The sequence below is a fragment of the Paenibacillus massiliensis 2301065 = DSM 16942 genome (genome assembly GCF_000377505.1).
Taxonomy (GTDB): Bacteria; Bacillota; Bacilli; order Paenibacillales; family Paenibacillaceae; genus Paenibacillus; species Paenibacillus massiliensis.
Genome location: NZ_KB898189.1, coordinates 35,683 through 61,866, shown reverse-complemented (window position 1 = coordinate 61,866; position 26,184 = coordinate 35,683). Strand labels below are relative to the sequence as shown.

General features: G+C 48.3%; 29 protein-coding genes and 1 riboswitch. Of the genes, 18 read left to right on the top strand and 11 right to left on the bottom strand.

The genetic code is table 11. The annotated features are described in order from the left end of the window. Positions 1-47 precede the first annotated feature (47 nt). The 7 genes from D328_RS0111280 to D328_RS0111250 form a co-directional block, all read right to left on the bottom strand. Positions 48-1,316, bottom strand: a complete 1,269-nt coding sequence (locus D328_RS0111280) for an MFS transporter (RefSeq protein WP_018885115.1) — start codon at positions 1,314-1,316, stop codon at positions 48-50. A gap of 243 nt (positions 1,317-1,559) precedes the next feature. Further along, entirely contained in the window at positions 1,560-2,057 is a 498-nt protein-coding gene (gene queF, locus D328_RS0111275) for a preQ(1) synthase (protein WP_018885114.1), read from the bottom strand. Between the two features lie 50 nt (positions 2,058-2,107). Further along, the gene (gene queE, locus D328_RS0111270) at positions 2,108-2,869 is read right to left on the bottom strand and encodes a 7-carboxy-7-deazaguanine synthase QueE (protein WP_018885113.1); all 762 of its coding nucleotides are present in this window, start codon (positions 2,867-2,869) and stop codon (positions 2,108-2,110) included. Beyond that, positions 2,862-3,353, bottom strand: a complete 492-nt coding sequence (gene queD, locus D328_RS0111265; RefSeq protein WP_018885112.1) for a 6-carboxytetrahydropterin synthase QueD — start codon at positions 3,351-3,353, stop codon at positions 2,862-2,864. The genes queE and queD overlap by 8 nt, the downstream gene beginning before the upstream one ends. After that, positions 3,346-4,041 carry a 7-cyano-7-deazaguanine synthase QueC gene (gene queC / locus D328_RS0111260; protein ID WP_018885111.1) on the bottom strand — a complete coding sequence of 232 codons (696 nt, stop codon included), beginning with the start codon at positions 4,039-4,041 and terminating at the stop codon, positions 3,346-3,348. Before queC ends, queD begins: the two co-directional genes overlap by 8 nt. Positions 4,042-4,171: 130 nt before the next feature. Next, a riboswitch (PreQ1 riboswitch) is annotated at positions 4,172-4,215 on the bottom strand. A 131-nt stretch (positions 4,216-4,346) separates the two neighbouring features. Next, the gene (locus D328_RS0111255; RefSeq protein WP_051091135.1) at positions 4,347-5,051 is read right to left on the bottom strand and encodes an AIM24 family protein; all 705 of its coding nucleotides are present in this window, start codon (positions 5,049-5,051) and stop codon (positions 4,347-4,349) included. A 62-nt stretch (positions 5,052-5,113) separates the two neighbouring features. Then, positions 5,114-5,545 (bottom strand): hypothetical protein, encoded by a 432-nt coding sequence (locus tag D328_RS0111250; protein ID WP_018885109.1) that lies wholly within the window; start codon positions 5,543-5,545, stop codon positions 5,114-5,116. A gap of 224 nt (positions 5,546-5,769) precedes the next feature. On the opposite strand from D328_RS0111250, the gene D328_RS31220 reads away from it, so the two are divergent. From D328_RS31220 to D328_RS0111235, 3 genes are all read left to right on the top strand, one after another. Further along, complete coding sequence (locus tag D328_RS31220; protein WP_018885108.1) at positions 5,770-5,916, top strand: hypothetical protein; 147 nt, start codon at positions 5,770-5,772, stop codon at positions 5,914-5,916. A 448-nt stretch (positions 5,917-6,364) separates the two neighbouring features. Further along, on the top strand, positions 6,365-7,066 hold the full coding sequence (locus tag D328_RS30025; protein ID WP_018885107.1) for a hypothetical protein: 702 nt from the start codon (positions 6,365-6,367) through the stop codon (positions 7,064-7,066). Between the two features lie 129 nt (positions 7,067-7,195). Beyond that, positions 7,196-8,182, top strand: a complete 987-nt coding sequence (locus tag D328_RS0111235; protein ID WP_018885106.1) for a helix-turn-helix transcriptional regulator — start codon at positions 7,196-7,198, stop codon at positions 8,180-8,182. A 95-nt stretch (positions 8,183-8,277) separates the two neighbouring features. Here D328_RS0111235 and D328_RS0111230 read toward each other — a convergent pair whose 3' ends face one another. The 4 genes from D328_RS0111230 to D328_RS0111215 all read right to left on the bottom strand — a co-directional run bounded on the left by D328_RS0111230 (position 8,278) and on the right by D328_RS0111215 (position 12,296). Continuing rightward, positions 8,278-8,952, bottom strand: coding sequence for a 3'-5' exonuclease (locus D328_RS0111230; protein ID WP_018885105.1), 675 nt, complete (start codon positions 8,950-8,952; stop codon positions 8,278-8,280). 256 nt (positions 8,953-9,208) lie between these two features. After that, positions 9,209-11,044, bottom strand: a complete 1,836-nt coding sequence (locus D328_RS0111225) for a 5'-nucleotidase C-terminal domain-containing protein (RefSeq protein ID WP_018885104.1) — start codon at positions 11,042-11,044, stop codon at positions 9,209-9,211. A gap of 239 nt (positions 11,045-11,283) precedes the next feature. Beyond that, a complete protein-coding gene (locus D328_RS0111220; RefSeq protein WP_018885103.1) occupies positions 11,284-11,730 on the bottom strand; it encodes an ImmA/IrrE family metallo-endopeptidase in 447 nt (148 codons plus the stop codon). Between the two features lie 134 nt (positions 11,731-11,864). Beyond that, positions 11,865-12,296 carry a helix-turn-helix domain-containing protein gene (locus D328_RS0111215; RefSeq protein ID WP_018885102.1) on the bottom strand — a complete coding sequence of 144 codons (432 nt, stop codon included), beginning with the start codon at positions 12,294-12,296 and terminating at the stop codon, positions 11,865-11,867. 466 nt (positions 12,297-12,762) lie between these two features. On the opposite strand from D328_RS0111215, the gene D328_RS0111210 reads away from it, so the two are divergent. The 15 genes from D328_RS0111210 (at position 12,763) to D328_RS31340 (ending at position 26,168) form a co-directional block, all read left to right on the top strand. Further along, a complete protein-coding gene (locus D328_RS0111210) occupies positions 12,763-13,236 on the top strand; it encodes an ArpU family phage packaging/lysis transcriptional regulator (protein ID WP_025676579.1) in 474 nt (157 codons plus the stop codon). A 1,097-nt stretch (positions 13,237-14,333) separates the two neighbouring features. Beyond that, entirely contained in the window at positions 14,334-15,173 is an 840-nt protein-coding gene (locus D328_RS0111205; RefSeq protein ID WP_018885100.1) for a hypothetical protein, read from the top strand. A 10-nt stretch (positions 15,174-15,183) separates the two neighbouring features. Then, positions 15,184-15,396 (top strand): hypothetical protein, encoded by a 213-nt coding sequence (locus D328_RS0111200; protein WP_018885099.1) that lies wholly within the window; start codon positions 15,184-15,186, stop codon positions 15,394-15,396. A gap of 1 nt (position 15,397) precedes the next feature. After that, on the top strand, positions 15,398-16,858 hold the full coding sequence (locus D328_RS0111195) for a phage tail sheath family protein (protein ID WP_018885098.1): 1,461 nt from the start codon (positions 15,398-15,400) through the stop codon (positions 16,856-16,858). 356 nt (positions 16,859-17,214) lie between these two features. Further along, positions 17,215-17,622 carry a phage tail tube protein gene (locus D328_RS0111190; RefSeq protein WP_018885097.1) on the top strand — a complete coding sequence of 136 codons (408 nt, stop codon included), beginning with the start codon at positions 17,215-17,217 and terminating at the stop codon, positions 17,620-17,622. A 423-nt stretch (positions 17,623-18,045) separates the two neighbouring features. After that, positions 18,046-18,480 (top strand): phage tail assembly chaperone, encoded by a 435-nt coding sequence (locus D328_RS0111185; protein ID WP_018885096.1) that lies wholly within the window; start codon positions 18,046-18,048, stop codon positions 18,478-18,480. Between the two features lie 23 nt (positions 18,481-18,503). Beyond that, positions 18,504-18,647: a hypothetical protein gene (locus tag D328_RS31215; RefSeq protein ID WP_169445798.1), complete on the top strand. Its 144-nt coding sequence runs from the start codon at positions 18,504-18,506 to the stop codon at positions 18,645-18,647. Between the two features lie 9 nt (positions 18,648-18,656). Beyond that, positions 18,657-20,549 carry a collagen-like triple helix repeat-containing protein gene (locus D328_RS0111175; RefSeq protein WP_018885094.1) on the top strand — a complete coding sequence of 631 codons (1,893 nt, stop codon included), beginning with the start codon at positions 18,657-18,659 and terminating at the stop codon, positions 20,547-20,549. Between the two features lie 86 nt (positions 20,550-20,635). Then, positions 20,636-21,295: a LysM peptidoglycan-binding domain-containing protein gene (locus D328_RS0111170; protein WP_018885093.1), complete on the top strand. Its 660-nt coding sequence runs from the start codon at positions 20,636-20,638 to the stop codon at positions 21,293-21,295. After that, positions 21,292-22,269 (top strand): XkdQ/YqbQ family protein, encoded by a 978-nt coding sequence (locus D328_RS0111165; RefSeq protein WP_018885092.1) that lies wholly within the window; start codon positions 21,292-21,294, stop codon positions 22,267-22,269. Before D328_RS0111170 ends, D328_RS0111165 begins: the two co-directional genes overlap by 4 nt. After that, positions 22,262-22,669: a hypothetical protein gene (locus D328_RS0111160; protein ID WP_018885091.1), complete on the top strand. Its 408-nt coding sequence runs from the start codon at positions 22,262-22,264 to the stop codon at positions 22,667-22,669. Before D328_RS0111165 ends, D328_RS0111160 begins: the two co-directional genes overlap by 8 nt. After that, positions 22,662-23,120, top strand: a complete 459-nt coding sequence (locus D328_RS0111155) for a DUF2634 domain-containing protein (RefSeq protein ID WP_018885090.1) — start codon at positions 22,662-22,664, stop codon at positions 23,118-23,120. The genes D328_RS0111160 and D328_RS0111155 overlap by 8 nt, the downstream gene beginning before the upstream one ends. Then, positions 23,120-24,271 carry a baseplate J/gp47 family protein gene (locus tag D328_RS0111150; RefSeq protein ID WP_018885089.1) on the top strand — a complete coding sequence of 384 codons (1,152 nt, stop codon included), beginning with the start codon at positions 23,120-23,122 and terminating at the stop codon, positions 24,269-24,271. Before D328_RS0111155 ends, D328_RS0111150 begins: the two co-directional genes overlap by 1 nt. A 101-nt stretch (positions 24,272-24,372) precedes the next feature. Next, the gene (locus D328_RS0111145; RefSeq protein ID WP_051091136.1) at positions 24,373-24,903 is read left to right on the top strand and encodes a YmfQ family protein; all 531 of its coding nucleotides are present in this window, start codon (positions 24,373-24,375) and stop codon (positions 24,901-24,903) included. After that, positions 24,903-26,168: a pyocin knob domain-containing protein gene (locus tag D328_RS31340; protein WP_018885087.1), complete on the top strand. Its 1,266-nt coding sequence runs from the start codon at positions 24,903-24,905 to the stop codon at positions 26,166-26,168. The genes D328_RS0111145 and D328_RS31340 overlap by 1 nt, the downstream gene beginning before the upstream one ends. Positions 26,169-26,184 lie beyond the last annotated feature (16 nt).

The window sequence follows — 26,184 nt, the reverse complement described above, 5'->3', positions numbered from 1 at the left end:
GATAATAGCATGTAAAGCTATCAGCGTAGCCTGAATGAATGGTAGGTCTACACTTCTGCACCGTTCTCCTCAGCCCAGCGATTCAGCGTGCGGTCTGATGGAAGCAGGTAAGTCAGTATGCCGAGCAGTGGCAGGAAGCCAGATACATACATAACGGTCGTAATCCCCGCGAAGTCTATCCAGTTCCCCATGACGAGGGCGCCAACGCCACCCAGACCGAAGGCAAGCCCGGTGATCAGCCCTGAAATGGTACCGATCATGCCAGGTACCAGCATTTGTGCGTAGACGACGGTGACAGAGAAGCTGGATAGGAGAATGAAACCGATCAGCGCAAGCAGGACACCTGTCCAGAACAGATTGGCATAAGGCAGTAGCAGGGCCATTGGAGCAGCCAAAGCCATAGACAGGAAGATCACATTGCGTTTCCCGAAGCGGTCAGCCAGCGGACCTCCAAAGAAGGTACCGACGGCACCTGCCGCAAGAAACAGGAAGATGTACAGCTGTGCACTGCTCAGATCCACCTTGAATACCTCCATGAGATAGAAGGAGTAATAGCTTCCGATGGAGGAGATGTACCATGAGCGAATGAACACCAGCAATACGAGCAGTACGAGAGCCGTCGCGATTCGTCGCCGCACATCGGGATGAATAGAGCGTGAATTTGCCTGTTTTCGCCGCTGGACTCCAGCAGTGAGCATGCGACCATACCAGCGTGCAATGAAGATTTGTACCGCAATCCCTGCAGCAGCAACTCCAGTGAACCAGATCGCACCGAACTGCCCCAGCGGGATGAAGACGAGACTCGTCAGGATTGGTGCCAGGGACTGACCAGCATTCCCGCCGACCTGAAAGATGGATTGAGCCAATCCACGACGGGCTCCGGCAGCCATATGGGATACCCTCGACCCTTCGGGATGGAAGGCAGCCGAACCAAGCCCCACAAAGGTAACCGCTACGAGCACGGCACTATAATCTTTGGCAAAGGCGAGCAGGAGCATTCCTGTGAACGTAAAGCACATCCCAATCGGTAGCAGGGCTGGTGTAGGCCGACGATCCGCGAACCAGCCGACGACGGGCTGCATGATGGAGGCTGTAAAATTAATCGTAAACGCAATCCAGCCGATCTGCGTGTAGCTTAGCTGCATGGATTGCTTCAGAATCGGGAATATGGCTGGAATGACGGATTGAATCGAATCGTTGAATAAGTGTACAAGACTAATTGCAATCAAGATGTAAAAGACCGTGCCTTGAGGCTGGGCTCCGGATGAGGGAGTCCCTGGGAGCTCTCGCGGCTTGGCGACACTAGGGGCGGGCATGCTCATTCTCCTTTGCAGATCATTGTGACAGCATGCTCGAAGGCTCACACAACATGCTTATGTAAATATGCAGATAACAAGTGCTAACAGTATAACACAGAAATGTGAATAAGAGGCCGCCCTCTACCCATTCTACAGAATGATGAAGAGAGCGGCCTTGGAAGGGTACGTGCTGCAGGCGTTCCTCACGTTCAGACTACGCCGTAGGCTTGATGGCCTCTTATTGGTTAGCCACTTTGTTGTTTAACGGTTATCTATGTTCTCCGGATACATATCATGGTTCATCATGCGATGCTCAGCCATTTGCTCATATTTCGTGCCAGGCTTGCCATAGTTGGTGTAAGGGTCGATGGAGATCCCGCCTCGTGGTGTGAATTTGCCCCATACCTCAATGTAGCGTGGGTCCATGAGCTTGATCAGGTCATTCATAATGATATTTACGCAATCTTCATGAAAATCACCATGATTACGGAAGCTGAACAGATACAGCTTGAGAGACTTGCTCTCGACCATCTTGATGTCAGGGATATAGCTGATATAGATCGTGGCAAAATCCGGCTGTCCGGTAATCGGACACAGACTGGTGAATTCAGGACAATTGAATTTTACGAAATAATCACGGTATGGATGCTTGTTGTCAAAGCTCTCCAGAATGCCTGGATCGTATTCAAAGGTATACTTGGTTCCTTGGTTGCCAAGCAACGTAATCTCACTCAGATCTTCTTTTTGTCTTCCTGCCATAGGTAGCACTCCTTATATAAATAAAAATAGATTGCGACGCAAAATATGAATCAGACTCCTCGTTTATTGCCCCAGACCAGCGTATGAAGCTGAGGAAGTACTCTGACGTCATTCAACTCCGGGTCCTCCATGACCCGATCAATGAGCCACTCATAACGGGCCAGTAGCGACAAGGCCTGGTCTGTGATCGCTGGCGTGTGGACATCCGGATTACCTGTCTGGAGGAACAGAGTAGCATCCGGGTATCTTCTGTAGACCTCGCGAGCGTAGTCCAGATCCTGCTCGTCAAAAATAACAATCTTGATGCTGTATGACTTCGAACCAGGACGAGCTGCCAGACGTTGAACGAGTCCATCAAGAATGTCCCAATCCGTTGCCATTCCCGAGCTAGGCGGCTTGGGAGAGACCGTAACCTCATCAATGCTCAGCAGCCAATCCTGCCAGCGGGAGCCCTGCGTCTCCACGGCAGTCGCAATTCCATGCTCATGCAACAGCTCAATGAGGCCGGACAGCTGCGGAAGCAGAGCGGGATTGCCGCCTGAAATGGTAACGTGAGAGAAGCGATCGCCGCCGATGCTGTGTAGCTCCGCCCAGATTTCTTCAGGAGACAGCCGACGGATCTGATCCTTCGCACTGCCATCCCAAGTGAACGCCGAATCGCACCAGGAGCAACGATAATCACAGCCAGCGGTGCGGACGAACATGGTCTTGCGTCCGATGACCATACCTTCGCCCTGTACGGTAGGCCCGAAGACCTCCAGCACAGGAATGGAAGCTGCCGTACTTGTATTCATGGTGGCTATACTAGTCATTGAGCATCCACTCCCGTCTGACCTCCGCATAGCTCGTCGGTGTCTCGTACAGTCGCACGAATTCGGTACGTCCACCGCGAACGCGATCCCTGTATTCAGGTGAGGTAAGCGCGGTTTCCATTTGCTCGAACATCCAGACGACCATATTCTCTGCCGTTGTGTTCATCGGTGGCAATGTCTCATTAAGATAGCGATGGTCAAGATAGTCGTTAATATACTCCTGCCAGATGCTCTTGATATCGCCAAAATCAATGGTAAGGCCGACCTCGTTCGGATAGCCGCTAACGCCAAAGACTACCTTATAGGTATGACCGTGCAGGTTCTTACACTTGCCTTCGTAGGCGTGAAGATGATGGGCGGCATCAAAGGTGAATTCCTTGCTCACCAACACACGCTTGTTATGATAGCGGAGCTGATCGTGACGAATATCCTCTCCGAACTTTTGAAGTTGCTCAACGATCCGAAAAGGTCCTGACTCACGCATGCGAAGCACCTCCGGCTGTGGAGTCCTTGGATGACTGGGCAAGCTCATTCCGATATTCATCCAATCCTGCCTTGCGCAGATGACACGCAGGACATTCGCCGCAGCCATCTCCAATGATGCCGTTATAGCAGGTGAGCGTCCGGGTATGCACGAAGTCAAATGCACCTAACTCGTCTGCGAGACGCCAAGTCTCGGCTTTATTCAGCCACATCAGCGGCGTATGAATCACGAATTGATAATCCATGGACAGATTTAATGTCACATTCAAGGATTTAATAAATACATCACGGCAGTCCGGGTAGCCACTGAAGTCGGTCTCACATACGCCTGTGATGATGTGACGTGCACCTTTTTGCTTGGCCATGATGCCGGCAAAGGTCAGAAAGAGCATGTTGCGTCCATCTACGAATGTGCTGGGCAGCTCGCCCTCGGCTTGTGTGATCTCAATATCATCACGTGTCAGGGCATTCGGGGCCAGCTGATTTAGCAGGCTCATATCCAGCACCGTCTGCTTCACGCCAAGATCACGGGCAATGCCCGCAGCGACCTCAATCTCCAGCTTGTGGCGCTGGCCGTAATCGAAGGTAACGACCTCGACCTCTGCAAAGCGTTCAAGCGCCCAATACAGGCAGGTTGTGCTATCCTGTCCACCGCTGAATACAACGATGGCTTTCTCATTTTTAAGCATAAAAAAACCTCTCAATCTTCTTGGAATCTGCAAAGCAACGGCTTTGCCAAAGGAAGACGGAGAGTTTCATGAACTGGCATCCAACAAAAAACAGGCCTTGCCTCATCCAGAATTTTCACTGGGGGCCAAGCGCCAAATAGTTTTTTATAGAGGGAGTTCGCGAACCTCTCCCGTGACTATGCACGGAATATCTTCAATTATTGAACTACTGCTTGATCTACTGCTTGAACTACTGCTACTGCACTGCGCGGTTGTCCTTAATTCAAAGAGCATAACCAGCACCGTAACATTATAGCATGTCAGAGCTATTTAATGAATACACTTCCGAAAGGAATAATTTCACGCAACACTCGTTTCATCAGTCCTTCATCCGCCAGATCCTGCTCCAGCCTGCGGCTATGCTGTCCGGCTTGAAACAGTACAGTTCCTTGTCCAGTCATCTTCAGATGATAGCTCATATGTTGACTGGCCAGATGATTGCCGTACACGGCCAGCTCCAGCTTGGCCTGCTCGGGATAAGCGATCACACTGCTCGCTTCGATGTACAGAGGCTTCTCGGGATCCAGAGCTTCCTGACAGACCATGCCGGGGGTCAGTAGACCAATCTCGCCGCTTCCATCAAATCTCATCTTGAGGACTTCCTTGGTGAAGAGCATATTCTTGACGTTAAGTAGCTTCGTTCTCATCCGGATGCCGTGCGTATAGTAGAACAGATAGCGAAAGTCGTACAGGAGGCTACTACCATCCTCAATCGGCACCGTCGTGAAGGAGAAGCCTGGGGGCAGAGCCGCTGTGAAGCGGCATGGACCGCTGAAATCCGCCTGAATCAGCTTGCGCTTGCGGTACATGCCCTTGATATTCATCAGCTTGTCATTCCGTAAATGACTGGAGCCACGATATGCAATAATCTGCTGCGGATGAAGGACATGGACAAGATCATCTTCAACCAGATCAAAGGTCACGGCTGATCCTCCCAGATCGCTGAGCTCATTTTCATTGTGTATTTGCACCTTGTCACCTCGTTATCCTTGCTGCCTGTGATCCAATGACTGCATTGGCATTGCAGAAATGATCAGTAGCTCTGTCCGGAGCGGAGCTTCATAACCAGACGTAATATGCGTATAAATAGGAAATAACCAGCGAATAGACCGACCGCGGTCCACAAAAGTATACGATTGCGATGTGAGGCAGCTTCACGCTGCTGTTGCAGTTGGGTCAGCTCACTTACTGTAGCAGCCAGCTGCTGATTCTGTGTGGAGAGCTTGGCGTTCAGCTCCTGGTAGCTCTCAAGGCTCTGTTGGGCCTCCTCCAGCTGCGCTTTGGTCTCCTGGTAGCTGTCCTGAAGCTGCTGTACCTCTCCAGGCAAGCGGGAGAGCTGCTCCCAGCCATTGGTGACATCCTCCCAGTATCCAGCATGAGCTTGTCCGCCCCACAGCCAGACTGCAACAGACATACTCAGAATCATAAGCCATCGTGGAAGGAGACTGCGAAGTCTGAAAAGCATATAGGGTTCCTCCTCAGCTATAGTTGAATCAGGATTGGTTTAAGTGTACCCCAAACGGGGTATATGAATAAAGTTCAGAGCGACAGGGGGCGATACATCCATGTTGCTGCACTATTTGAGCCATACTTCTATACTACGACACCATACGACCTTCAGTAGCACCCAGATCACTAAGAGCTGAAAAAATATTAGAACTATTTCACATAAAGAGGAGCTGGACGGATATGAAAAAGCAAGATGAAGCCTACAAAAAGATATGGATTACCGTGAATGGCAAGCCTTTGGGCAAGGAGCTCATGCTGGATAGTGTCACCTATGAGCTCATACAGACGGAGCTGATTCATGAGGAGACGTCCCCGCCATCTGTGTAATGCTACAGCGTTCTTTTGGTTAAGCTGAGCTGAATAGCACAACTTCTTGAACGAGTTAATCTACAACCCTTGTTACGATAGGCCACAGAGCAGGAAAAGCCACACGGCTTTCTAGATCCTGCACTGTGGCTTTTTGTCGTATATACCTCCTGCATATCTGTGATGTCCTACTGCGTAGAATGTCGCATGGAGGAATAGGGTCCGTGCTAGAGTTCGTAATTACGCAAGCTTCTTGTTATTGATTTGTGGAATACAAGGGCATAGATAACTAAAATCAAAGGTTTTAATGTAAAAAACATCACAAAAAAAGGATTTTTTTAGGCTGAAATACACGCTTGACTAAAAATATGGGTATTTTCTTCCACGGAACTGATGTTCCCTGACAATATGATGACGATTCTTCCTGATAGGGTATAGATATATTTGCGTACAATAGGGGGAAATGTTCATGAGTAGCATGTTAGATGTTAGCTATACCTGGAGTAGAGAGGCTATGTCCGCTACTGGAAGGCATCAGGCTCATTTGCTGGTAGAGTGGGGGAAAGTCTATGGTCGCAGAAGACGTATCCATATGAGACCCAAAATGATAGGCTGTGATCTTCGAATGCACCTGATACCTGAACCAGGAACTCATTTTGGTAGAGTCTTAGGAACTAGAGTGGAAATGGATCTGAATGATCGCCCCGGAGAAGTCATAATACACTGTGGGAATTTGTATAGTGGCCAGAGCAGACATGCTTTGCTAGACTTTCGAGTCGACCCGCATCCCTCCGGGAGGCATGCTGTATGTGCAGTAGAGTGGAGCTGGCGTAGACCTGGCAGTGACGAGCGCACCGCACTGCGTTCGGAAATGTTGTTTGTTCATTTTACGTTGCATACAGGTCTGATCATGGCCTCTCCTAACCCAAGAGTGCAGAAATTCATAATGTTCAATGAATCCTTCGAGATATTGAGAAAGGCACTGCGTCTATATGAAAGGGGGGCAGCTGTACAGGGAGGGGACATGCTGCGGAGACATGCAGATAGCTTGTTGATCCGGGCTACAAGACTAGGGGATTACGATTATTTGCGGGAAGCCGAGATTTTTTTGGATTTATATCGCTCATGGAACGAGACTTATGTAGTGAAAAAAGAAGTACTGGTTCAATAAGAAAATATTTCCTGCAAGCTCTAAATAGTCACAAAAACCATAGTTAACCTGCATTAAAATGAAAAATGTATGTCATTTATGAAAATGTTGGGCGAGTCTAATTTACTATGTTAAAGAGGAGGAAAGTCCTTGACTGATCGATTGATTCGGCTCATGCGCATCATTACCATTGTACAGGCGAACCCTGGCATTTTGGCAAGAGAACTCGCAGAGCGCTGTGAGACATCGGAGCGGACGATCTATCGGGATATGGAAGCGCTCAGTGCTATGCATATCCCCATCACCAATATGGGGCATGGTAAAGGATACATATTCATTAGCAATTTTGCCTTATACCCGCTGAATTGGACGGAACAAGAGGCAGCTGCTTTTTCCATGCTATCTATGGTGATGGATCGGGTGAAGCCTATGCTGCCGGATGGATTCGAAAGCGCCTATGAGAAGGTAATGGCATCAGCCCAGAAGAAGAAAGTAGAGCAGGCCAATGTTGCACAGCAGCTTACTAACATAATTCGCTTAGGTCAGCCTTCTAGCCGAGAAGATCAGCCTTATTCTCTTATGCCTATTATATTAGCCAGCCTGACCCAGCAAACGATAGAAGTAGATTATTATCCTGGCCAAGGAGTTGACGAGGGACTACAACGAATTGATCCCTATTGTCTCATTCCTCAGGAACGAAGGTTCTTCATGTTAGGTTATTGTCATTCTCAATCCAAGGTACGGACATTTCGGATCAGCCGATTCCGCAGTGTCCGAATACTCTCTCGTACGTTCCGCAAGGAAAGCTATGATGTAGAGCACTTTTTTCGTCACACATGGTCTGTACGCAAAGGTCAGGATCATACTCGATTTATCATTAAATTTGATCGTGAACTGGCGCAGACCATCAAAGCGGAGGAGCTATTCGTTAAGCCAATTCTGAAGGATCTACCTGATGGAAGTCTATTATTTGAGGTTACAGTGAATCGAGATAGCGATTTTTTACAATGGCTGTACAAGTTTGGACCTGGAGCTGAAATTCTTGAGCCCATCCACTATAGACAACGGTTAAGAGAAATGCTGAATATGTGGGGAACCATCTATGCCGAGCAGAAGGCAGAAGGAAGCGATTATTAAAACAGACCTTCAACGAAAGCATAATTGCAGCACGGGAGAGAATGTCCGTCCTCTACTGGAAATAGGCTGACCATATTGCTAATCAGCCTGTGTGTTCAGGTTTTGTCGCGAAACAGATTGGCAAGATTACCGAATGGATTGTAGCCCTCATCCTCGTCATCGCTGCTGGAATACACGACTTTTGAACTGATCGACTCCTCATTAGCCGCATTATTCGTCACGAGATTCAACTGATCGAAGTAACGAATGAATAGCTCGGCTGTATTCACGGCATCATCCAGTGCACTATGCTGACGCCCGTCGAAGACAATTCCGCAGCTTTCCAGCGCCTGGCCGAGGCTTAGCTGACGGTACTTCCCTGGTTCCCCTAGCACAGCCGAGATCTGTTTCTGGATATCGTTGGTATTGCAAATCCAGGACAGGTCTGTTCTATGCGTGCGACAGTGAGAAATAAGCTTCATCCGATCATCTGGTCCCCAAGCACACAAATAATAGCTGCCTGGTTCCCCCAGCCACGCTGCGAACTGGCTGGCGGCTTCACCAAATAAGGGCGCGGCATCAATCTGCTTCTGACCAATGCCAGTGAAGCGAATGGTGTCTGCAGATAATACGGGACGATTCGTAGGACGTACGAAGGTATGGAAGCGGTCCGAGATGACAAGCCTGTCGCCTTCCTGTGTGCACTTCACTGCGCCAATGTCTATGATTTCAGAAGAATAATTCGTATGGCGACTGACGGTAAACTCCAGATCGTAGATTACGTATTGCATGGGCCAAGCTCCTTTTGCAAAAGAATCATAATAATATGCTGCATTTCTGGCAGCAGCTTGATTTATTAAGTATCTATCCTCAGGTATCACAGAGTCAATACGTTAGCTGGATATTTTTTTACATAGCAAAGGACCTCAGTTCCACGATCATGTGGAAGCTGAGGTCCTTGCTTCTTGCTGGAATTTGACGCACAAGTTCCTTGCGGATGCTGGTCCGTCAGACTAGCATTCCTGAACTGTACTTGTCATCATGCCATTAGGATGCTGGCAGAATAATTTTTTGACCTGGATAGATCAGGTTCGGATTACTCAGCTTGTTCAGCTTTTGCAGATTCCGCCAAGTTGTTCCGTATTTCTTGGAGATCGACGTCAATGTGTCTCCGGATTTAACGATATAGATCTCCTTATCCGTTGTCTGCGGAGCAGATGGCTTCGCAGGCTGTGGCTTAGGAGTGGCTACAGGCTCTGGTGTTGGCTGTGGAGCCGGAGTTGGAGCTGGTGCAGGAGCAGCAGGCTCAGGCGTCGGTTCTGGGCTAGGTACCGTCGTAGAAGCACCTACTGCAGAGATTCGACCATCTGCTTCAGCTGCAATGGTTCCTGGCTGTTGCATGTACCGGATCAAAGCCTCATCCAGCGAGCCATACATACCAGCTTGCGGATATTTCGTGAACATGCTGTATTGGTCTCCGCCAGCTGCAGTAAAGTCATTCGTAGCCAGCGTATATGTGGCAGCAGGGTCATAGGCTTCACCGCCTACCAAAAGGTCAACGACCCGATTACCCGCTGCTGCGGAAGTATCAATCTTGAAGGTCATGCCAGATACTTGCGGGAAGCCGCCACTTGGTTCCGGGTAGGAAGCAACACCGTTCTCCAGAGCAGCTTTCAGGTCAGCACCAGTAACCTCAAGAGTTACCACTTGGTTGCCGAATGGAAGCACCGTAATGATGTCTCCTTTGTTTACGTTGCCGGCCTTAATGGAAGCACGGATGCCGCCACCATTCGTCAACGCTACATCAGCGCCACTCACGTCCTTGAGTGCATCGGCGATGAGATCACCAAGATTGGTCTCGCCTGCACGAACATGCTCACGCACGCCGTCCAGCTCTACAGTAGTCGTAGCGACCTGCTGTGCCAGAATAGGCTCTTGCTCTTTACGAATGGAATCAATGAGAGCAGCAACCTCTGTATTTGGAGCAATATCAGCCGCTTTGGTCTGATCGATCAATTGAGCCTTCTTGCTAACCACTTCGCCTTCATTGACCCAGAAATCAACGACTCCCAGGTATTTGGAATATTCCCCGGCGCTGGTAAGCAGCGTACCGTTATCGCTGACCAGGCCGTTCTCCAGCACGGTGTGGCTATGGCCATCAATAAAGATATCAATACCTGGAACTTCTTTGATCACCTTGAAGCTAGTATCCGTGCTAGAAGCATCCTGCCCCAAATGTCCCATTACGACAATTACGTCTACGTCGTCACGAATTTCGTCCACGATCGCTTTAGCCTCAGCAGAAGGATCAGTGAATTCAATGCCTTCTACGTTCTTAGGGTTGGTCTTATAAGCCGTTTCTGGCGTAGTCAGTGCGATAAGCCCGACTTTGACGCCGTCTACTTCTTTAATGGTATAAGGCTCGAACAGGCGGGTTCCGTCTGTTTTCTTTACGTTTGCACTGAGCATAGGGAAATTCATCAGACCGGCCAGCTTTACGAGCTGAGTGGAACCATAGTTGAATTCATGGTTACCAGGAACCATCGCATCATAGCCCATCTTGTTCATTACGCTTGGAATGCTCTCGCCATTCACTAGCGTTGCAAAGGTTGTACCATGCACTGCATCACCGATATCCAGCAGCAGTGTGTTCGGGTTCTCCCCGCGATACTTGTCGATGATACCCGCCAGCTTGGCATACCCCATCTCGGGATCGTTTGCTACGACATGAGAGTGAACATCATTCGTATGCAGCAGTGTGATGTGCTTGCTGCCTTCAGGCACAGCGGTATCGGCTGCAGTATCGGCCATAGCCATTCCTGCAGTTCCGAAGAGCATAGTAGCAGACAATAGCACGGCAGAGAGCCTTCTCCATTGCTTCATGTAGATATAACCTCCTAATATGTTTTTGTATAGATTATAGAATCCGCTGAATCTGTAGGAATCGCAGGATTCTGTAACCGCAGGTAAGCAGCATGGGATGCGCTCCGCGTCCTCTTGGGCCAAGGCCTCCAAGGAAATATTATGTAGTAGTTCTATCAGCCCAATATGATTCTATCAAAAAAAACGTAGAAAAACGTAAAAACTACGTAAAAATATGTGCCATCAATCTAACAAACTGATTATTTGTTGATATCAGGAGAATCCAGGCCCGTAGAGGGTGGCCAAAATACGGAGACCTCCTGGGGGAGACCAATTCTGGACATATACGTGTTCAGAGGCTCGTCTGGCAGAGGGGGATGCCCCTCACTGAGCAGTAGGATTGCAAAATGATTGGCCTGCCGCTCCCATTTTCCCGGCTGGAAATAGGAATGCTCTTCCAGAAAGAATCGACTAATTCCCTTGTGGAGTCGGTCATGGCCCAATTCGTGAGCACATACATAACGCTCCCATTCTGGGGTGAGATCGTTATGAATCACAATGAAGCGGCGGCGCAGCTTCCGAAAATACAGCCCTTTGGTCGTCTTGCCCAGATCCGAATAACGGATATGAATGCCAAGAGCAGAAGCAATATCAAAGGGACAATTGGTGCGGTGCTTGTGGATTAGTCTGCGAATCAGTTCATTCAAGGGCACTCACCTGCCATCCATATTGTTGATGAGCATTTTACAGGCGCTTCGCGTACAACTGTCATGCTGTAAAATGCGAGTATGTAATAACTTGAAGCTCGTCCATAAGTCCATTTCATGAACCGGTTGAAAAATTACCCTGAGCCTGGAGGCTTGCGCTTATTCATCTGCTTGGCTTCCCAGAACAGCCCTGTCAATACATCCTTGATTCTTTGTTTGTCCTCGTCATCCAAGGGGATTCCATCGAACATTAGCTCACCATCCTCCTCCAGCATTTTTTTGAAATCACGTTTGTCCTTGGAGGTAGCCCATTCCGGGACGGCACGTTCCGTTACGGAAAACTCCTGCTCCAGATAACCAGCCTTGCCCATCAGCTCCTCATAGGGTACGGCAAGGGCATCCGCAATCTTACGAATCGTCGCGGGCTTAGGTACACCGCGAAGACCGTTCTCAATCCTTGATATCTGGGAATTACTTATGCCTGCAACGTCTGCCAATTGATTGATACTGATTTTCTTCTGTTCACGCAGTTGTCGTAAATAGGTTCCGAAATGAGACTCTTGCACGGTACGGCCACTCCTTTTTGTCCAATCATCCTGTGCTCCGATCCAAGCCTGTGTCGTGTCATGACGTATTTGTAGGACTGTATATATAGTAGATAGCTATTATGACGAGGCCTGAACCATGCGACTCTTGATTGGTAATGGTTACCTATCTACTATATAACCATGTTGCCTTAAGGTAAAGAGATAATGAGAGATATATGCCAAAAGGTATAGAAAATTAGAGCCACAGGTCGATTAGCGCTCGAATTTCACGAAAAATGACAGTTGGTGAGTACATCATAAAGTGGTATATTATCCCTACAAAGCGAACAAAAACACGAACAAATTGTGAACAAAAACTGATGATAGATTAAAAGCTGACAACTATTGAAGCCTGATGCGATCTGCTTATCCTACTCCTCCCGGGATGAGTAAGACCATTGGACACATAATATTGCCAAAAGGCAAAAAAGGAGCGAATGCAATGATGAATGACATGCTGCCAGAGCTGGATCGACGTGCGACGCAAGCTGCACTTGAAGGACTATTTGAAAAATACAGGATCTATAAGACCATAACTTTCATGGACAAAGAAACCTCGGTTACAGCCAGCTATACAGATCGTCCGCATGGTCCGACGAACAAAACCTCGGACGCTACCGCTTCAACTGCTATTCACAACGTGCACGCCGCCGCCGCGCGGGCAGCCTATTGCAACATGATTGATACGGTGGTCGCCCGTCTGAGCGATCGTGAACAGCTGTTGATCCAGGAACGTTACCTGAAGCAGGATGATGTCTTTGATTATAAAATCTACAATCACGTATTCGATCCTCCAGTGAGCAAGGATACGTATAGCAAAATCAGAACACGTGCCTTCTACAAGCTAGCACTGGCCCTGGCTGACAGGGGGCTGATTCGTCTGGAGCAGCTGCGCAAGAAAACAGTCTCAAAGGCTTAGAATAAGCATAGCTGCATATGATTTCATTATACCATGAACGAGAACATTTGTTCTTGTTTTCGTGTGACAAATTCATGTTAACTTTGATGTAAGCGAAGTGGAGATTCAAATCCAGCTCGCTCTGGCATAGGCTTCAGATCGGATAAGAGTTGACCGCATTCAAGCACTCTTGTATTTATGCAAGAAGACATTTACAAGGTGAAATATGTAGTTGGGATGTACTAGTTAATATTCAAGAGCGTTATTATGTAGAGGCTTTACGTGGACTTATTGTACAAGAGATTAATTTATACAAGATTAATATACAAAAGATAATTACAAAAGATTAATAGACAAAGAAATAATATATAGAAGATGATTGTGAGTACTATATAGATTATAGAAGCTTAATAGTATAGAAAATTAGAAGATTAACATAGAGGATTAATATAGAAGATTAACGTTGAAGATCAATGTTGAAGATTGATATTGAAGGACAGTAATAAGTATTGCTTGGAAGCTACTATATAGAACTACTTTATAATAGGTACGATATAGAAGATTATTGAAGAGGAGTTCCTTTTACTGGAATATCCTCTTTTTTTGTTCTGAAGAAATGAGAACATGAGTTTAATCCGAGTTGTGGATTATCCCGTAATATCAGGTTTTTAGGCCCTGAATGAAGAGGGAATCTGATTCGAAATATAACGGGAACATAAGTTCGTCTTTTTCTCTTCTATAATCATGCTTATCTACGTCATCACAGCCGGAAAAAGGCTGTAAGATGTTAATATCGGGAATGAGGACAAGAGAAACGGATACCGCCTGCACAAGGCTGGTATCCGTTTCTTTATGGACTGCTTTCGTCTAGGCCAAGGCACACTTGGTGACAGTGACGATGATGTTATTTCTGTGGCTCTTTCACAGCTGCAGGTCATCTGAAATGTCAGCGTCATGGATGAAGCAGCAGCCATATCTGTGAACATCACGCCATCATGATCGACTGTCAGGATATGGCTTAAGCTGGTGGTGCCAGTGGTCAATGGAGACAGGGATGCGGCTCACAGTTTGTATTTATTTCTGTGTATTTAGCAATGAGAAAGGAGGGCTATAGCTGCATGAGAGAAGCTTTGAAGGCGAGGATCATCGAATTGATTCCCCAATTAGCAGGCCGAGTGTACGACCTGCAATCGGTTCCTGACCCGCCTCCGGATACTTATGCGGAGCTGTCCTTCGGGGAAGCGGTATGGAAATCGGCGTGGGCTGGCTATCGACAAATTGTATGCATCCAGCTACACAGTCTCGCTACCCAGGCTTCAGAACGCGATGCCTGGTCACAGCTCCTGATGGAAGGTCTGCATAGGCAGCCTCTGGATGATACGGACAGCAGCTCGGTAACGCTGCACTATGCTGGTAGTCGTGGGGCTGAGAGCGTATCAGATACGAAGGAGCGGATCGTGCGGACCATGCGGTTCGCTCTGTATGTACCTGAGGCTGAAGTCGTTGACGTCGGAGCGACGGAGGATGCTTGGCTAGCAGCACTGAAGGGTTGGACCGCATCGCAGTTGGATGATACATGGCGGGTATACGGTGATGCCTGGCCCGAGGCTATTGGCTCGCGCGCCATTCTGTGGCGCATGACGGGCAGTGAGACACGAATCCCAAGTGCATCCATGTATGAGGTCCGCAAAACGTTCACGGGTCATGTCTGGGCATCCAATCAGCGTCTGGAGCAGGCTACAGCCTCGCTCTTAATGGAGGCGATTAGCGGGGCTTTGCAGCTTCCACTGGATGCTGACACACGGCGGTATATGTCCGCGCAGGAGATTCGTGCAGATTGGCAGACGGATTCTTTCCTGAATGGACAGATCAGCCTTACGCTGGCCCAACGGCGAATGCGCCCAGCAGAGGAAGCAGCGTTGATTCGCAGGCTATATGTACATCCGAATTTGAAATGAGGTGCTTGATATGGTGTTCAAGAAGAAGACACAGAAGCCAGACCCACAGTCGGTCACAGACCCACGCTACACATTGAATGAACTGAAGGCCAAATCCGAGGTCTTGTTCGGGGTAAAGCCGGAGGTGCTGGCAGGCGCTTGTTATGGAACTGAGGATCAACTGCTATCCGTGGAGGAAGCAGGCACAAAAATTACAAAATTTATGAAAGCGAAGGTGGAGTAATATGGCAGGCGGAACTTGGGAGAACACGAATAAACCGGTATTGCCCGGATTGTATATGAATTTTCAGGCGGCGGCGGCATCCGCAATTCAAGGCGGCTCGCGCGGTACCGTCATTGTACCAGTCAAGGCCAATTGGGGTCCTGTAGGTACATTTGTGGAGATTGGCAGCGAGACGGCTATTGAGCAGATGTTCTCTGGTGGCACAGAGGATGGGGCTACTGCGTATTCCACTCTTTATCTAGCTCTGTTGGGTGGTCCGAGAAAGCTGCTCGCATACCGACTGGCAGACGATACCGCTGCGAAAGCTGCAGTGAAGCTGAAGAATGATGATGCAGAGGATGTACTCGAATTGACGGCGCTTTATTCCGGTTCACGCGGCAATCGCTTCACAGTAACGGTACAACCCACCATTGACAATAATGCAGTCAAAGAAGTGCTGCTCTATGAGGGCACGAAGCTGCTGAAGACGTTCACGGCGGAGAGTGCTACGGTCGAGGCTATTGCTGCAGCTATTAATGAAGATAGCGAGAACAAATGGGTGACCGCGAAGGCGCTTGCCGCAGCAGAGGATCTGGCGAATATTACTGGTGCTGGTCTTACCGGGGGCATCAGCGGCAACAGCCAGTTGACCAACGCCGATTATATTGCGATGCAGGAAGCACTGGAAGGCGAGGACTTCAACGTGCTTGCCTTGGATTATGCGGCTGATATGGCTCTGCTGCAAAGCTTCGCGGCTTGGGTTAGGCGTGTGCGCAACCAAGGTAAAGGAGTCGTGGCGGTATTCGGTGGCTCCGCAGCTGAGGATGTATCTGCTAATGCGGTACAGGCAGCTTCTGCACGTTCCCTCGCACTGAACCATGAGGGCATCATCAATGTCGGCACAGGTGTGCGTCTGGCTGGAGTGGAGTACAGCTCTGCACAGACAGCGGCTTATGTGGCTGGTCTGATCGCAGGTCAACGTCTGAACCAATCTACGACGTATGCGGTGACACCATTCGAGGATGTGACACGCCGTTGGACTCGCCCAGAGCAGGAGCAGGCCGTTCGCAACGGGGTATTCCTGTTATTCCATGATGGGCGTCAGGTGAAGGCACTGCGCGGGATTAACAGCCTTGTCACACCGGCAGCCGGTCAGAATAATGCCTGGAAGAAGATCCGTTCCATCCGCGTCATGGATGCGATCAATGCCGATCTGCAACGTGCAGCTGAGGAGACCTATATCGGAAAGGTCAACAACACAGAGGAAGGTCGTCTGGCACTGATCGGTGCTGTGAAGGAATATCTGGCACAGCTGGCGCTCAGCAGTGTCATTGAGGCATCCGGCTATGATGTAATTCTGGACCCGGCCTACTACGGACCATCTCCAGTTGTTACGCCAGAAGCGGATCAGGTGTTCCTGCAATGGAACGTCAAGCTGACCGATGTCATGGAGCAGCTATTCGGCACATTCTATGTGCAATAAGCCGCGAAGTACAGATGCCATAGCTTACGTATGCATGCTGTAATGCTGCTGTAATGCACATGAGGTACGTCATGATGCATCACATGCAGCTACATACAACCCATGCAGCATGAAGGTTGCGCATATGTAGGAGTGGCTATCATCCTATGGAACAATAGTGTATGGGTGCATGACAATGAGTCTTCATAATCATCATAGCTTCACACATGCAGCCCGCTGAGTAAAGCCCTCAGCAGAGCTTGATTTGGCGGGCTGTGTCTCATTTGACAGACTGTATCTAATTTAAAGGACTGTGTCTAGTTCAAATTCATAATTACACCATCCAAGGATGGTCCAATCACAAGGAGGAATATGCAATGTTGGATGCTTCAAGAGTAATTTTGGGAACGTATGGTCAGGCGTATATTGATGGGGTATGGCAGACGCATATCAACAAGCTGGAAGCCAGCGTGGAGATGGAGAAGCGTGAGCTGAATCTGGTCGGCAACGACTGGAAAGTGCACAAGAATGGCATCAAGAAAGGTACAGGCACGATGAGCGGCTACAAGGTTACTTCAGATATGATTCAGCGTGGCTTCAGCAAGTTCGATATCATTTCCAAGCTGGATGATCCCGAAGCGTTCGGACATGAGCGTGTGCGCCTCATCCGCTGCTCCCCGGACAAAATCCAGCTTGCCAACTGGACAGCCGGTGAAGAGGTGCAGGAGGAGACAACCTTCACCTTCGAAGGCTATGAGCTGCTGGACCCGATCGTTGCCAACTAAATTGAGCTGGAACTAACCAAGGGTGTTTAGCGAGATCTAGTCTTGGGGCTGCATTAATAGACGACAGGATTGGCGTGTAAACACTGTGGCCTGGGTAGCGGTAGCGTAATTAACTTAGTTAATTAATGTATCAACCTAATCAACGTGATGAAAGCAGCAGCTGTACAATGCGCTAGTTTCAGTAGAGCAAAAAGTGACTTATTGAAATCCGGGAAGCAGCTATGCGAGCTGCAGCTCCCGGATTCTTTGGTTTTCTTAAGTTAATAGAATATATAAGTTTTCAGCGGAGCTGAACAATTCGATTATCGCAAGGAAAACATCCATTATCCAAGAAAAATATCCATTTAAATGCAGTCTGTCTTCTGTGAAAGTACGACGATAGACGTGTTACTTATATCTGAAAGATGAAAAGGAGATAGACTTATGAGCATATACGAGAATATGACGGAAGAACAAATTTTGGACAGCCTGTTCGAGGCGACGGAGAAGCTGCCTGAGGAGACGGTGCATATTCGCCGTCTAGATATGCAACTGGTGCTGCGCGGGCTGACCTCCAGCAAGGTGGATAGCATCCGTGAGCGCTGCACGGTCCGCCGCACAGTCAAGGGACAGGTAGATGAGAAGGTGGATACGGAGATTTTCAACGCGTTGCTGATCTCGGAGGCGACGGCCAAGCTGGAGGTCAAGGGACTGTCGCTGAGCGGCTGGGGCGATCCACGCATTACGAGCCGTCTGAAGCTGTCGGGTGGCGAACAGGCTGTGCGCCGCATGCTGCTGGCTGGTGAACTGGACGCAGTCGGCGACAAGGTGCTGGAGCTGTCCGGCTTCGGCGTGGAGATTAGCGACCTAAAAAACTAATCGGCTCCGGGGGAATGACGACGATGCTGTATCACTTATGGGTCCGGCATCACCTCCGCCCCGGAGATTTCTGGAGACTGCCTCGCGGCGAGCGCTTGCTGCTGCTGGCTTTTTCGGAAGAGGAATTGGATCGTGATATCAATGCAGCAAATCTGGCAGGGAGGTGATCATACACGATGGATGAAGCGGTGAATTACCGTATGAAGCTGGTTATTGATCCTAAGAATGTCGTAAAGGCTAACCGCGAGCTGAGAGCGATGGAGCGCTATTTTGAGCGCATTCAGGGCCGGGTCATGAAGATCGGCCGCACTCGGATGGTACCTGAGATTATGATTAGGGATTATGCATCAAAGCAAATTGACGGGGTGTTGGGGAAGCTGAGGCGGCTGCGGTCAGTAAAAATGGATTTATTGAACAGAAAGCAAGTTAGCTCTAACGAAGTAGATCCTAATACGATGCTTTTAACGACCGTTTTACAAGCCAATACAATTGCGCTTCAACAGAATACTCTTACTCTAGGCAAAAGTGCAAATTCAAAAATTAACATAGAAATTAATCCAATTATCACAGCTTTGAGCTTTGGGAACGGTCCAGCTAATGTTCCAGATAAAGATGAAGGAAAGTCAGAGGGATTTGGTGAAAAGTTGCTGGGTTTTCTTCAAGATTCACTGAAAATTTTGGAGGGCATGAAGCTCCTTGATCCCACTTTTTTGAAGCGCATTCCCAAAAAAATATTTGGACCTCTAGGAACAATATTGGATATCATTGCCATTGCGACTTCTGAAGGTAGAGACCGAGCTGAAGCTATTGGATCAGCAGTAGGTGGAATAGGAGGAGGCTTGCTATTAGGTGCCGCAGGAACAGCATTGTTGGGACCTGGTGGAGGTGTTGCTGGAGCATTTCTTGGGGGTATTTTGGGAGGCTTCGGTGGGGAGTTCTTAGGAGGGTTAATCTACGACTATCGTAAACAAATTGGTGATTTTTTTGTTGCCTTCGGTAAATGGAATATGGACGCCATCAATTGGATTTCTACCCAAAGTAGCACGTTATTTAGTACTGTAGGAAGTTACTTGTCTGAGGCAGCTACAAATGCCAAGGATACGCTTGGTTCCTGGGGAAGTTGGATATCCGATCAAGGGAGCATCTTGAGCGATAACGTAAATGGTTATGTCTCACAAATAACTTCCAATACAACAGGGGTACTTACTAGTGGCAAGGATTTTGTATCCAATCAGCTAGACAACATAAGCAATAGTGTCAGAGGTTTTATATCTCAATTAACAGATGATCCTATGGGGACCCTAGTCAGTGGAAAAGAATATATCTCCAACCAGTTAGGCAACGTAAACAATAGCGCGGGAAACTTTATATCACAAGCGACAACTGACCCAATGGGTATGTTGGCTGGTAGTAAGGATTTTGTAACTAATCAGTTGGACAACATCAGGAATAGTACAAGTGGGTTTGTTTCACAATTTGCAATGAATTCAAAGAGTGTATTAGACACAGGTAAGGAATGGATAGAAACCGAGGGAAATAAGATCAAAGAGTCATTCAGATCTTTTAGTACACAGTTTTTACAAGAAGGAAACAACAAAAGTTCTAACTCTGTGTCACATTATAGTGCCCAAAAAGATGAGCCTAATGTGAAGGCTACACCATCCAACCCAAATAGTATTATGCAGAATAATACTGGTATGCTCACGATTCTTTTTGAAAAGCTCAATGGTTTTTTGAAAGAAAAGGGTCCAGAAATAAGAGAGACATTAAATTATCAGGTTGCTTCACATAATAATGCTCCAGCACTTTCTGCAGCGACAAAGAACGGCCAGCAGATCCCGCAGATTGTACAAATTAGTCCCGAGCAAATGGGTCAGATTTCAGGATACCTCCAGAATTTCAAGAAAGACACGATCAATAACGTCAGTGTGAACTTCCCGGCAGGAGCCGTACAAATGAACGTTCATGAGAATGCTATTGATATCGGAGCGATTGTGTCCCAGGTTGCTGCCCGTCTGGATGCTGAATTGCGTAAAGCACAGCAGAATCGCAAGCCTGCTCTTCCATAGCTATCGTACATCAATTTATACAAATATCTTACACATGGTAGAGCACAGGATCAGCTCCATGGAATTTATCAGGAAGGAGGCAGGCAATGGATTTTATATTAAAGGATGGCGCGGGAAATGAATTTAAATTTCCTGTGAATCCTGAAGAAGTGAGTATTTCGAGGCAAAAAGGCTTTGAGACGGTAAATATTTTATCACATGGGGAGTACGATTTTGCACAAGGAGAGAAGGTGAAGGAGATTTCCTTCTCTTCTTTTTTTCCTATGGAATATGATGAATCTTTTTGTAACTGTAAAGTTGATGAGCTGCCGGACCCGCAGGAGGCCATGAATACAGTCAATACCTTCCTGCTGTCCGCACAGCCGTTACAATTCATTATTACAGAGACTGCTGTCAATGTTCCTGTAATTGTATCTTCACATCAATCTACGTTCCGGGGTACAGAGCCAGGAGATGTGTCTTTTGATATTACGCTACGAACCTGGCGGGACATGAAGCTTGCACGTAAGCTTGGCAGCAATGGCAGCTCGACAGGCAGCAAGAGCATAGATAATAAGAAGCCGCGCACGGATTTGAAGGTATCCAAGAAGAGTTACACGGTCAAATCAGGAGATTCCTTATCCAAAATTGCCAAGCTGGAGCTGGGGGATAGCTCGCAATGGACTCGAATCTATAAATTAAATGAAAAAACCATCGGCAAGAGTCCGAATATGATCAAGCCGGGGCAGAAGCTGGTGCTGCCATGAGCTACAAGGTCATTATTGATAATCAATACGATGTAACCCCTTTTGTGGAGTCTATCTCACTTCGGGATTCACTGGAGCAGATTGCCTATCAGGGAACCGTCACATTGGTGAATACATCCGAGCTCCCCATATTCAATCCAGGTATGTCCATTCGGGTTAGCGGCATTCCTTATGGCAAGCATGATTATGTTCCGCTGTTGCACCCAGCTGTGATCTGGGAGGCAGAAAGTCAGAATAGTGGGACCAAGCGCTTGACTCTGACCTTGTATGACCGCACGGTCTATTTGGATAAATCGGAGGATGAGTATTTATTCCCGGCCAAGCAGACAGCCTCAAAGCGCTTTCGGAAATACGCCAGTGATTGGGAGATTCCAGTGGCGTCCATACCAGATACTGAAAAGTCTCTTGGAAAGGCTGTATATCGCACGCAATCCATCTATGCCATGATGCTTGCTGACTTACGTGAGACAGCTAGGACAGGGGGGAAGCTGTATCATCCACGAATGATCACTTCGGGACTGGAGCTGTATGAGCTTGGCACCAATAAGGATGTGTATTTGCTCGAACAAGTAACGGACACGACCCAATCCCGAACGCTTGAGGGAGCAGCTACGAAAGTAAAGGTACTTGCTACCTCAGCTAGCGAGACGGGAAAAGAGGTACCCTCCAAGATACTTGCGATTCAGACGAAAGATACGGACAAATACGGCACGCTTCAAGTGATCATTCAAGATGATGAGGTCAAATCGGGTGCGGCTGCGCAAGAGCTGGCCAAGAGTCGCTTAGCAGGCATTCAACAGACCATCTCCGTCACGGCACCAGATATCAACACCATTCGTGCAGGGGATGCAGTAATGCTGGGTAGCTTGCGCCTGATCGTCATTTCGGTTAGCCGTGAGCTGGGCAATCCGGGCAGTATGTCGCTGGAACTCGGCACCTATGGAGATGTAAAAAGGAGGTTTTATCTTGACTAAGGACCCTTATGTACACTTGGCTTCTGCCATCCAGTCCTCCTTCTCCAAGCACACCAAGCAGGCAGTAGACGGTCTGGGGGCAGTCCTTGGGACGATTACCGGGACAGGCCTGAAGCTGGATGATTTCAAGCATGAGATTCAGGATTACCTGGTGGCCGAGCTGCCTGGTCTGCTGTCGATGCCACGGCATATGTTCAAGGGAACATCGACCCGTGTGCAGGAGCCTTACTGGGAGGATAAGACGATGAATACCTCCTATTATTTTGACGAGACGGAGATTGAAGAGGTCAATCTGCAGTTGGACAAAGGGCTGAAGCCCGGAGACCGAGTGCTGGCAGTACGGGTGAATAGCGGCAATGATGTCGTGGTCGTATGCAGGGTGGTGAGTGGAGGTGGCTAACCTATTTCCCGAGACTGAAGAGATTCTGGATATAGATGTGACGGAGCTGGATACGCTGGCAAGCCAGACGGCTGTATTTGGCCGAAGCTGGCGTTTTGATTTTGCAAAGGGCGAATTCGTGCTGACACCGACCGGAAAGGTAGCGATGACGGATGAGAAGGATGCGTGGGTCATCTGGTGTGAAAAGGCCATACGAACCCCGCGTTACCGTCATATTATCTATTCCCGCGATTATGGCAGCGAGCTTGAGGATTTGCTGGGTAACAGCTACAGCCGAGCTGTGGTGGAAAGTGAAGTCAGACGAATGGTCAGTGAGACGCTGCTCGCAGATGCGCGCACAGCCGGCGTGGATCAGTTCGAATTCAGCTGGGAGCAGGATGCCTGCAGCTTCAGCTGTCGCATTCGGAATGTGAGAGACGAGTTCGAAACGATAGAAAGTGTGGTGATCTAATGGCAACCTTGCCTGAGTATTTGCAGGATCAGACAGAGGATGAAATTATGCGGCGGATGCTGGAGCGGGTGCCTTCGGATTTGGATAAATCCGAGGGCTCTTTTATTTGGGACGCTCAGGCTCCAGTCGCTTTTATGCTGGCAGAGGCTGCGGTATGGGCGCAACAGGTGTTGGAACGTGGCTTCGCCAGCTCGACCTATGGCGATTATCTGGATTTGCGTACAGCCGAGCATGGAGTGAATCGCCGACAGGCTGTCGCTGCTGCAGGACAGGTGCGTTTTACAGGGACAGCAGGGGCTGTCGTGCCCAAGGGAACGATCGTAGCGACACCAGCCGATGAGATATCCAGTGAACAGTCAGTCGAATACGCGACTACGAATGAAGTGGCATTGGGCAGCACGGGGGAAGCAAAGATTAATGTAGTAGCTGTCGTCGCTGGTAAAAATGGCAACGTACCCGCAGGAGTCGTGACCGTCTTGGCAACAGCTGTAAGCGGGGTGAGTGCTGTGACCAATCCCGAGGAGATTACAGGCGGCGCTGATGTGGAATCGGATGAATCGCTGCTGGAGCGTTATCTGCTGCGTGTCCGCAATCCGGGGACGAGCGGCAACAAGGCGCAATATGTGCAGTGGGCAAGTGAGATTCCAGGCGTCGGCGGTGTACAGGTAAAGCCGCTTTGGCAGGGGCCGGGTACGGTAGGGATCTATCTGCTGGACAATGACAAACGAGCAGCCAATGCAGAGATTGTAGAGGCTGTTCAGGAGTACATTGACCCGACGATGGATGGACAGGGCGAAGGGACTGCCCCCGCGGGACCTGTCATTACGGTGCAGCCTGCACAGGAGGTCCGCATTAACATTAGCGCCAAGCTGACTTTGGCGTCCAGCGCCAACTTGGAGGATGTGAAGCAGCAGATCGAGCAAGGGGCACGCGAGTACTTTAAGCGAATTTCCTTTGGCTCACCTGCGACACAAGATGCTCTTGTGCGTTATACACGGATTTCGGCGGTGCTGATTGATATACCGATGATTACGGACTACAAGGAGCTTCAGGTATTCAAGGCTACCGACCCGGGCGGGGAAGCAGACACGAATATCGAGATTTTCGAGGGTCAGGTCGCGGTGCTGGGAACTGTGAACGTATTTGAATAACAAAAAGACATTAGCAGGACACGAAGCAGTGTCATGTGAGGAAAGGAGGAGATTGCTTGTCCAGTAATATATATCCGGTCACAAGTCCAGCTGGACTGGAGATGCTGTCCTTTGTACCTGCTTATTACGAAGCGTCACGAATCGTCAGGGCAGACATGGATGCCAAGGGCAAGGAGCTAGATCAGCTGACCCGGGCGCTGAATGAGACATTGGATCAATTCTTCGTGCGGACAGCGACGTGGGGACTGGAACGCTGGGAGCAGGAGCTTGGAATCGGTACGGACCATCAGAAGCCGCTAGAGCAGCGGCGGGCTGTCGTGGAATCGAAGCTACGTGGCTCGGGAACCTTTACCGGGAGATTCGTCAAAAATGTAGCCGAAGCCTATGACAATGGCACGGTAGACGTAACTTTTCAACCAAGCGAATGGTCGTTCACGATCAAGTTTATTGATACGGTCGGCATTCCGCCGAATCTGGATGACCTCAAGGCGCTGATCGAAGAGATCAAGCCCGCGCATCTCGATGTTGAATTCGAGTTCCGCTATCTGGTCATTCGAGAGATTCATGAGGTCATCCCGCTGAAGGAGATGCAGGAGATTCCTTTACACAAATTTGCAGGAGGTGTTGTTTAATGGGTTCTAATACAACCAATTTAAATTTATTAAAAAAAGATCCAATAACAGATGGTGATCAAACATTTAATATTGAAACAATGCTAAATGATAATTGGGATAAAATAGATACTGGTTTTGGCGATTTAACGGAGAAAATAGAAAGCTTAGAACCTGAGATTCCGGAAGCTACAACAGCAAGAAAAGGAATCGTTCAGTTGAGCAGCGCAACCAATAGTGCATCGGAAATGATGGCTGCTACTTCCTTAGCTGTAAAATCAGCATTTGATAGAGCTACCACTGCGGAGACTAATGCTAAAAATGCCAGTTTACCGAGGGCGGGTGGGAAAATTACAGGAGCATTGAATATAAACGATCAGTTAGTTCTACAAACAAATGGGGACGTATTACTTAGAGGCTCTAGCCTTGCTCCTACCCGTCTGAATGGAACTCAACTGGAAGTTAACATTGGTGGATCATGGATTCCCGTTCAGACCGTTCGGACTACAGATGGTAGTTTAGCGATTAATATTACTGGACAAGATCTAAATACTATTCGCTCTACGGGTTGGTATATGGGTTCGAGTATGACTAATGCTCCCACTTCTGAATGGTACTGGGTTGAAATTATCAGACATAATGATGCCTGGGAAGTGCAAAATGCTTACTGCTTTAACCGACATAGTTTTTATCAACGAATCAAAATGAACGGGACGTTTGGCCCGTGGAGCGTAGACGTTTTTCAATCTGGCGTTAATGCAAAGCAAGGCATAGTGGATGCCATTAACGCCAAGGGGGGAAGTGCATCCACTGCCCAAGATTGGTCAACCTTGGCGGCAAATGTTAGGAGTATTCGAACTGGTGGATATACATTTTTTTGGGGAAGATCTTCCACAGCAATTGCTATGGAAAAAGTAGATGTTAGTCTACATCAAGGCAACTCTGTTACAACACTATCTACATCCAGGGGAATCGAAATGTCCGCTCAGTTATCTGCAGGTGGAGGTACAACAGTTTTCGCCGTTACTTCAATACCTATTAATTTCAAGAATTTACCTAATATGTACTACTCTATTTCGAGTATTAGTGGGAGTGTGCGTATTGTATTAACGGCGGATAAATATTCCCATGATCCTGCTAATGCATATTCTGCAATGTCTACTTCTTCAGTTGGTAATGGTAGAATGAGTACTAATGAGCCATCATCTGCATACATTAAAATTTTCTTCACATCTGGTTTTTCTAATACAACTAGTGTCGCTATTGATTCAATGATTTTTCTCTAGGGAATTTAAGGTTTTA